Raw genomic sequence first — 7,832 nt, 5'->3', positions numbered from 1 at the left:
CCCCCCCCCCCCCCCCCCCCCCCCCCCCCGGGGGGGGCCCCCCCCCCCCGGCCCCCGCCCCCCCCCCCCCCCCCGGGCGGGCCCCCCCCCCCCCCCCGGGAGGGCGGCGCACACGGCATTCGGCGGGACGGCCGGGGAAGGGGACGGCACGGGGGCGACGGCGGACACGTGCGCGGCCCGCCGCGCGGCACCGCCCCCGGCGCGGGCGGGCGTCCGGGAGGCGGTCAGGATGCCCGCGCCGCCGGCACCGGCCTGCGCCGTACCAGGAAGGCAGCCAGGGCGCCCGCGCCGAGGAGGGCCAGCGCCGAGACCGCGGCCCCCAGCCACGTCGCCCCGAGCCACTGCCCGCCCACATAGCCGGCGCCGACGCCGTACCCGGCCCACGCCAGGCCCGCCAGGGCCGACCACGGCAGGAACTCCCTGGTGCGGCGCTGCTCCACGCCTGCGACCAGGCTCATCACCGAGCGCCCGCCCGGGGCGAACCGGGCGAGGACGACCAGAGGGCCCCCGCCGCGCGCCAGCGCGTGACCCAACCGCCTCCGGGCGCCGACCAGTTGACGCGAACGGGCGATGGCCCGGGCGAAGCGGTCGCCGCCGCGACGGGCCAGCCGGTACACCGCCAGATCGCCCAGCACCGACGCCGCGGCCGCGCACAGCACCAGTGCGCACACGGTCGGAAGCGGGGCGTCCGGGGCAGGCGCGGTGATAGCGGCGGCGCCGGACGCCGTGTTCGCCGCCGTCGCGCCCGCGGCGGTGGCCGCCGCCGCGATCACGATGACGCCGCTGGGCAGGAAGGGGAGGAAGACGTCGAGCAGCACCGACAGCGCTATGAGCACATAGATCCAGGGGGCGTAGATCAACTCCCCCAGCGTTTCCTGCACGTTCACTCCCCGGGGCGGCCTACCGCCGATCAGCGTACGCCCGCGTCACCCGTGAGGATCGGCTGGGGTGCCGCGGCACGTCATCTCCCCACCGTCCGGCCGCAGTCGGCGGAGCATGGGCGGCCGTACGGAACGACACGACGAACCGAGCAGGAGGGGCCGACATGCTCAGGGGCAGGAAACCGGCGGACAGGGCGGCGCGCAGGACGGCGGCCGCGGCCGCCGCGACGGCCGCGGCGGCGGCGCTGCTGACCGCCGCGGGACCGGCGGGCGGCGCGGGAGCGGCCGAACCGGCCGGGACGGCGGAGGTCCTCGGCGCCGCCGAGTCGGTCGCGGACATCGGCATCGGCGGTTTCGGGCTCGGGGGCAGGCACCGGGTGGCGTGGGCGGACGCGGAGTTCGCCCCGCCGGGGAAGTCCACCGTGCCGGCCGCGGTGACGTACGACCGGGCCCTCGTCCCCGCCGGAGCCGGGGTCTCGGTGGCCCGTTACGACAGCCGCCGGGGGATGACGGTCGCGCTGGGCGTGCGAGGACTGCCCGAGGGCCGCGACTACGGGGCGCACGTCCACACCGGGCCGTGCGGCGCCCGGCCCGGTGACTCCGGCCCGCACTACCGCAACGTCCCCGCCCCGCGGGGCTCGTCCGCCGGTCCCCGCCACGCCAACCCCGAGAACGAGGTCTGGCTGGACTTCACGACCGACGAGCACGGCGAGGGCAGGGCGCTGTCCAGCCACATGTGGCGCTTCCGCGCCGGCGAGGCGCGGTCCGTGGTGATCCACGAGCACCGCACGCGGCACGACCCCGGGCGCCCCGGTGACGCGGGCAGGCGGCTGGCCTGTGTCACGGTGTCGCTCGACCCGGAGCCCGGGAGGTAGGGGCGGCGGGGATACGCGGCGGGGCCCGGCCGAACGCATCGGCCGGGCCCCGCCGTCCTCCGGCCGCGGCCCTCGGCCGCGAGCGGGAGACGGCGGGCGCCGTGCCCGGTCAGCAGCCGCTCAGCACGCTGCCGAGCCTGCTCTTCTCGGCGGAGTCCACGGACAGGCCGTAGCTGTACTTCACCCAGACCCACATCCGGGCGTAGGTGCAGTGGTAGGCCGAGCGCGGCGGCATCCACTCCGCGGGGTCCTTGTCGCCCTTGGACTGGTTGACGTTGTCGGTCACCGCGATGAGCTGCGCGATGGACAGGTCGTTGGCGAACGACTGCCGCCTGGAGGTGGTCCAGGAGCTCGCGCCCGAGCGCCACGCCTCGGCCAGCGGCACGACGTGGTCGATGTCCACGTCGGAGGCCGCGTACCAGGTGGCGCCGTCGTAGGGCGAGTACCAGCGGCCGCTGGTGGCCGCGCAGCTGCCGTCCTGCACCACGCCTGTGCCGTCGCGCTTGAGGACGACCTCACGGGTGTTGCAGGTGCCGCTCTGGGTGATCCAGTGCGGGAACTTGTCGCGGCTGTAGCCGTCCGACGAGCCCTCGGCGCGGACCGTCAGGGAGGCGAGGTAGGAGCGGGCGGTGGAGGCGCTCGGCGGGGTGGGGGGTGCGGCCTGGGCGGTGGGGGCGCTCAGGAACAGCAGACCGGCGCAGAGAGCCATGAGCGCGCCGAGCGTGGTGGATCGACGCGCGTAGAAGCCGCGCCGCGAAGCGGGCGGGCGCATGCCGTGCATACGAACTCCCTGGGAATGGGGGGAAGTTGAGTGGAAGGAACGCCGTCAGGGTGGCGCCGAAAGGTTTCCTCCCGGCGGGCGCCAGATGACAGGATGACGACATGGGCACGTCAGATCAAGACCGCTGCCGGGACTGATCGACGCGCTCGGAGCACCGGGCCCGCGTGCGGAGCCGGTGCGGAGCGCCGGAGCCGCCGTGCCGCCCGGCGCCGCGCTGCCGCGGCCCGGCCGGCCTCCGTCCGGCCCGGTGGCCGGGGCCTGCGCCGGGCTCGGTCCCGGCGTGGTGCGGCGTGGTGCGGGGCGGGACGGCCGGGGGCGTGGCGCCGGTCACACCGCCGGTGCGGCGCACCGGCGGGCGGGCGCCGGGCGCCGTACCGGTGTCCGTACTGGTCACGGTGGTGTGCCGACGCCCGTGGGAGGCCGCGCGCGGGCGGCCCCTGCCCACGGGCGGGTGCGGGGGACGCGCGGGGCATCGCGTACGCTGGTCGGTGTCTGAAGGGGAGTAGCTCTTCGCCGGACCGTCGACATACTGGCCGCGCCGTACCCGTACGGCAGGCCCGGCGCCCGGAGCCGGTGCTCGCGCACCGTGCCAGCGAGACCTTCGGCCGCAGTGTCCACGGCTTCACACAAGCCGCCCACGACGCTGCCGTGCCGAAGCGTGCTCGCCCCCGCGGGCCCCTCGGCAGGGCGGCCCGACCGACGAGGGGTTCTTCCCGCATGTTCAGCATCACCGCCGCCGCAGTGACCTTCGGCGTCGTCTTCCTCGCCGAACTGCCCGACAAGACGGCGCTCGCCGGACTGGTGCTCGGCACCCGCTACCGGGCCTCGTACGTCTTCGCCGGAGTCGCGGCCGCCTTCGTGCTGCACGTGGCGCTGGCCGTCGCCGCGGGCAGCGTGCTGACCCTGCTGCCGCGGCAACTGGTGCAGGGGATCACCGGAGCGCTGTTCCTGGCGGGCGCGCTGATGCTGCTGCTGCGGAAGGACGACGGGGACGAGGAGGTCCGCAAGCCCTCGGACCAGTCCTTCTGGAAGGTGGCGGGCAGCGGCTTCATGCTGATCCTGGTCGCGGAGTTCGGCGACCTCACCCAGATCATGACGGCCAACCTCGCCGCCCGCTACGACAACCCGCTCTCGGTCGCCCTCGGCGCGGTGATCGCCCTGTGGTCGGTCGCGGCCATCGGCATCCTGGGCGGGCGCGCGCTGATGCGCCGGGTGCCCCTGCGGCTGATCTCCCGGATCGCGGCGGGCGTGATGCTGGTGCTGGCCGCCCTCAGCTTCTACGAGGCGTTCACCGGCTGACCGGCTGACCGGCCGACCGGCCGCCGGTGGCGGGCCGGGTGGTCCGCCGGCCCGCCACCGGCGGTGCCCCGGCCGGACGGCCGGGGCACCGTGAGCGATCACGCCCCCCGACCGGAACCGGCGGGGAGGAAGGTTCCGGGCGGGGGGCGTGCGTTCGGGGGGAGGGGAGGCGGTGCGGGCTCAGCGGGGCCCGGGCGCCAGGCGCAGGCGCAGTCCGCCACCGGGCAGGGGTTCCACGCGCACCTCCTCAAGCGTGGGCACATGGGCGGTCGGTCCGAAGGCCGCGGCCCGGGGCCCGACGCCGACCACCCGCATGCCGGCCGCGCGGCCCGCCGCGACGCCGGCCCCGGAGTCCTCGAAGACCACGCAGTCCTCCGGCGCGAAGCCCAGTTCGGCCGCGGCCTTCAAAAAGCCCTCCGGGTGCGGCTTGCTGGCGCCGACGGACTCCGCGGTGACGCGCACCGGCGGCATCCGCAGACCCGCCGCGTTCATCCGGGCGGTGGCCAGGGGGACGCTGGCCGAGGTCACCAGCGCGTGGGGGAGGTGCTCGATCGCCGCGAGGAACGCGGGAGCGCCCGGCACCGGTACCACGCCCTCGGTGTCGGCGGTCTCCCGCTCCAGCAGGCGCCGGTTCTCGGCGTGGTTGACCTCCATCGGGCGGTCGGGCAGCAGCTCGGCCATCGTGGCGTAGCCCTGCCGGCCGTGCACCACCTTCATGACCTCGTCCCCGTCCAGGCCGTGCCCGGCGGCCCAGTCGCGCCAGACGCGCTCGACGGCGGCGTCGGAGTCGACCAGGGTGCCGTCCATGTCCAGCAGCAGCGCGCGGGCCTTCATCGAAACGGCGGGCACGCCCCCGGCGCGCCGGGCGTCCTGGACGTCCTGGGCTTCGGGGGAGTCCGGAGTGTCCGAGGGCATGGCGGGTGGCTCCAACGGCTGGAAGGCAGGACAAGTGGCCCGCCCGCCGGGTCAGGGGCCCCCGTCGTCAGGAACGGGGAACGGGCGGAGCCACTTTGTTCCTCCACGATACAAAGCATTCCGCGTTTGCGCCAATCCCCTGGTGTCAGCCTTTCCGCGTGGCCCTCTCCAGGGCGCGCCGGGTATGCGGTCCGTAGATGCCCTCGGGGTCGCCCCGCACCCCGTACCAGGTCTGGAACGTGGCCACCCCTTCGGTGACCTCGCCGTCGTACACGCCGTCCACGCCGTGCTCGCGGGCGTCGTAGGTGCCCACCGCGGCCAGCCGGTACTGCAGTTCGGCGACTTCCGGGCCCGAGTCGCCCTCGCGCAGCGTGCGCGGCGGGCCGCCGCTGTCGTCGCCGTCCCAGTCGCCGTCCCAGCCGCCTCCGCCCGGAGCGGTGGGGGTGGAAGGCGCCGGGGAGGCGCTCGCGGACGCGGAGGCGGTACGGGAGGGAGTGGGGGAGGAGGAGGACGGTGTACGGCTCTGCTGGGGACTCGCGGACACCGAGGCGGAGGGGGAGGCCGCGGCCGAGGGGGAGAGCGAGGGGGAGGCGGAGCCGTCGGGGTCGGCGTCGGCCGACTCCCCGCCCTTGCCGTCGGTGGGCACCACCGCGGTCGGAACACCGCCGCGATCACCGAACCGGGCCTCGTCGAAGGGGTCGTCCCCCCGGGTGAACAGCCCGGCCACGAGCACGCCGGAACCCACCACGGCCACCGCGGTGCCCCCCACGGCCAGCGCCATGCCGCGTCCGATGCGGCGGCGCGGTGCGGCCCGGCCGCCGGTCACCAGCGGCAGGGGCGCGGTGTCGCCGTCCGCCTGCCGGGACCCCGCGGGGAACATCGCCAGGTCGGCCGGGTCCGGCCCCCGGTCCGGCTGCGTCACCGGCCGCGGCAGCACCTCGACCCCGGCGCACCGGCAGCTCGCCCGGCCGGAATCGTCCGCGGGCCTGTGGCATATGGGGCAGATGGGCGTATCCGCCACTGAGGGCTCCCCTCCATCGGAAAGTGCCACAGAGGTTACTGGACGCCCTCCACCCCCTTCGTACCCGCCGGTCACTCCCGTTCGCCCGGGTTTCGCGGGCCTTCCCGGCACGCCGCCGACGGCTCCGGTCCCGGGCGGAAGCACCCGGGACCGGGGCCCGGTCTCAGCCCTCCGCGCCGGGCTTCGGAGCCGCCTGCTGGACGACCTCGAAGGTCCAGACGGTGGAGTCGGACGCCGCCGGGCCCCGGCCCGCGCCGCCCGGGCGCCCTCCGCCGCCGCCCTGGTGAGCAGCCTTCATCGGGCCCGACATCCACGCCTGGAACGCGGCCTCGTCGCGCCACCGGGTGTAGACGAGGTAGCGATCGGTCCCCTCCACGGGGCGGAGGAGTTCGAACCACTCGAAACCGTCGGAGGACTCCACCGCACCCGCCCGGGAGGAGAAGCGCCGCTCGAGCTCCTCCCGCTGTTCGGAGGGGACGGTCAGAACGTTGATCTTCACGATGCTCATGCCCCCATCGTGCCTCCCGCCCCGGTCCGAGGAGGCGGCGGCACGGCGGCCGGTCCGGCTTGTGGCGCCGTGCGGCGAATGCCCCGGGGGACGGGCGGGGCGCGGGCACACGGCGGCGGCCGGCCCCGATCGGGGCCGGCCGCCGGGTGCGGTCCTCGGTTCGCGGTCGTCGGTTCGCGGTCCTCGGGTCAGAGCCGCAGGAGCCGGTCGGCTGCGTCGCGGTACTCCCGCAGAGCCCTGCGCAGATCCTCCGTGCGCTCCGCGGAGTCCTCGCCGTGCCAGGGCTCGCGCAGCCTGCGGTGGCGTTCGGTGAGCAGTTCGGCGATACGGCGGGAGATCTCCTCGAACACGGCGTCCGCCTCCTCGACCGAGCGCCGGGGCCCGTCGACGAAACCCGTCACCGCGTCGTGCAGCCGCCTGCCGAAACGCTCGCGCTCCTGCGGGGTCAGCAGGCCGGTGCCGGCGTCCCCGCCCTCCGGGCGGTGTCCGTCCGCGTCACCGCGCGCCGCCGCTCCCGCTCCCGCAGCCGAGCCCGCCGCGGCTCCCGCCGCCGCCGTCGTCCCGGCGGCCGTTTTGGTGCTCTCCCCGAGCGGCACTCGCGGGGAGGACGCGGACGGCGCCTGCCCGTCCGCCCGGTCCGCGGACCCGTCCGGTGCCACCGGCTCGACCGGCTGTACCGCCGCCACCGGCTCCGTCCGGTCGGCCGGGGGCGCGTCGTCCGTCCACTCGGGCCGGCCGGCGCGGTCGGCCAGCGGGGCCCGGCGTTCCGCGGGGATGCGTCCGTTGGTGCTCATGCCCTGCCTCCGGAGGTGTCGTGGCGGCGCACCGCTCCGGGCAGGTGCAGCCGCTCGGAGAGACGGCCGTGGCCCCGCGATCCGGAACCGCCGGTGTGCGTGCGGTCGTGGTCGTGCTCGCGGCCGTGGTCGTGGTCGTGGGCGCGGTCGTGCTCGTGCCGCCCCCCGCCGCCGCGGGAGTCGTGGGCGGACCGCTCCATCAGGTCCTCGTACAGTGCTCGGGCGTGCACCAGCGCCTCGCGCAGCCGCTCGGTGTCGGCCTGGCCCTCGCGGGCCAGCACGGCCACGGCGTGCACCTCGCGGTAGCCCTGGACGCGCCCGGGGTGGTGTACGGAGAGCGCGGAGACCTGCTCGTCGTACCCGTCGCCGGGGAAGCCGCGCGCCTCGGCCAGCCGGCTCAGCAGCCGGTCGGCGGAGACGACCGCCTCCACCGGCGCGTCGACGAACCGCTCCTGCACGGCGGCCCACTGGGCCGCGTACTCCTCGCGCTCCTGCGGGGTCAGCGGCTTCGCCCGCAGCTCGCCGTGGCGCTGGAGCCGTTCACGCAGCTCCCGTTCGGCGGCCTTGGTGTCGCCGTTGTGCTGGGCGACGGTCCGCTCGTACTCCGGGCCGAACCGCCGCTTGACGGACTGCGGCCCGCCGCCGCGCCTGGCGAGGAACAGGGCGATCGCGAGGACGACGACCGCCGCCACGATCAACGTGATGATCAAACCTGTGGACATGGCTCGCCTTCCACGAGTGTCCCCTTGCTCGGGCTG

Annotated in this window: 9 protein-coding genes; 2 read left to right on the top strand and 7 right to left on the bottom strand. The window is 76.3% G+C overall.

From position 1 onward, the window contains the following. Positions 1-224 precede the first annotated feature (224 nt). Positions 225-881 (bottom strand): DedA family protein, encoded by a 657-nt coding sequence (locus tag ACW69E_RS25755; RefSeq protein ID WP_457500684.1) that lies wholly within the window; start codon positions 879-881, stop codon positions 225-227. Between the two features lie 164 nt (positions 882-1,045). Here ACW69E_RS25755 and ACW69E_RS25750 point away from each other — a divergent pair, with 164 nt between their 5' ends. Continuing rightward, positions 1,046-1,756 (top strand): superoxide dismutase family protein, encoded by a 711-nt coding sequence (locus ACW69E_RS25750; RefSeq protein ID WP_457500683.1) that lies wholly within the window; start codon positions 1,046-1,048, stop codon positions 1,754-1,756. 109 nt (positions 1,757-1,865) lie between these two features. Here ACW69E_RS25750 and ACW69E_RS25745 read toward each other — a convergent pair whose 3' ends face one another. Further along, a complete protein-coding gene (locus ACW69E_RS25745; RefSeq protein WP_457500682.1) occupies positions 1,866-2,537 on the bottom strand; it encodes an HNH endonuclease family protein in 672 nt (223 codons plus the stop codon). Positions 2,538-3,254: 717 nt separating this feature from the next. On the opposite strand from ACW69E_RS25745, the gene ACW69E_RS25740 reads away from it, so the two are divergent. Further along, positions 3,255-3,836 carry a TMEM165/GDT1 family protein gene (locus ACW69E_RS25740; protein ID WP_457500681.1) on the top strand — a complete coding sequence of 194 codons (582 nt, stop codon included), beginning with the start codon at positions 3,255-3,257 and terminating at the stop codon, positions 3,834-3,836. Positions 3,837-4,016: 180 nt separating this feature from the next. Here ACW69E_RS25740 and ACW69E_RS25735 read toward each other — a convergent pair whose 3' ends face one another. The 5 genes from ACW69E_RS25735 to ACW69E_RS25715 form a co-directional block, all read right to left on the bottom strand. Then, positions 4,017-4,670, bottom strand: a complete 654-nt coding sequence (locus ACW69E_RS25735) for an HAD-IA family hydrolase (RefSeq protein WP_457500686.1) — start codon at positions 4,668-4,670, stop codon at positions 4,017-4,019. Positions 4,671-4,896: 226 nt separating this feature from the next. Further along, positions 4,897-5,673, bottom strand: coding sequence for a peptidoglycan-binding domain-containing protein (locus tag ACW69E_RS25730; RefSeq protein WP_457500680.1), 777 nt, complete (start codon positions 5,671-5,673; stop codon positions 4,897-4,899). A 262-nt stretch (positions 5,674-5,935) separates the two neighbouring features. After that, complete coding sequence (locus ACW69E_RS25725; RefSeq protein ID WP_457500679.1) at positions 5,936-6,280, bottom strand: antibiotic biosynthesis monooxygenase family protein; 345 nt, start codon at positions 6,278-6,280, stop codon at positions 5,936-5,938. A 188-nt stretch (positions 6,281-6,468) separates the two neighbouring features. Continuing rightward, the gene (locus tag ACW69E_RS25720) at positions 6,469-7,074 is read right to left on the bottom strand and encodes a hypothetical protein (protein ID WP_457500678.1); all 606 of its coding nucleotides are present in this window, start codon (positions 7,072-7,074) and stop codon (positions 6,469-6,471) included. After that, positions 7,071-7,796 (bottom strand): hypothetical protein, encoded by a 726-nt coding sequence (locus ACW69E_RS25715; RefSeq protein WP_457500677.1) that lies wholly within the window; start codon positions 7,794-7,796, stop codon positions 7,071-7,073. The genes ACW69E_RS25720 and ACW69E_RS25715 overlap by 4 nt, the downstream gene beginning before the upstream one ends. Between the last annotated feature and the right edge of the window lie 36 nt (positions 7,797-7,832).

It is taken from the genome of Streptomyces sp. SS8 (genome assembly GCF_054072955.1).
Note: the sequence above shows the minus strand (reverse complement) of the source record. Positions and strands in the feature narration are given on the sequence as shown.

Bases quoted from the DNA above. Each gene is read 5' to 3' on its own strand.
- ACW69E_RS25745 (WP_457500682.1), bottom strand. From the start codon at position 2,537: ATGCACGGCATGCGCCCGCCCGCTTCGCGGCGCGGCTTCTACGCGCGT.
- ACW69E_RS25720 (WP_457500678.1), bottom strand. From the start codon at position 7,074: ATGAGCACCAACGGACGCATCCCCGCGGAACGCCGGGCCCCGCTGGCC.
- ACW69E_RS25715 (WP_457500677.1), bottom strand. From the start codon at position 7,796: ATGTCCACAGGTTTGATCATCACGTTGATCGTGGCGGCGGTCGTCGTC.
- ACW69E_RS25725 (WP_457500679.1), bottom strand. From the start codon at position 6,280: ATGAGCATCGTGAAGATCAACGTTCTGACCGTCCCCTCCGAACAGCGG.
- ACW69E_RS25735 (WP_457500686.1), bottom strand. From the start codon at position 4,670: ATGAAGGCCCGCGCGCTGCTGCTGGACATGGACGGCACCCTGGTCGAC.
- ACW69E_RS25740 (WP_457500681.1), top strand. From the start codon at position 3,255: ATGTTCAGCATCACCGCCGCCGCAGTGACCTTCGGCGTCGTCTTCCTC.
- ACW69E_RS25750 (WP_457500683.1), top strand. From the start codon at position 1,046: ATGCTCAGGGGCAGGAAACCGGCGGACAGGGCGGCGCGCAGGACGGCG.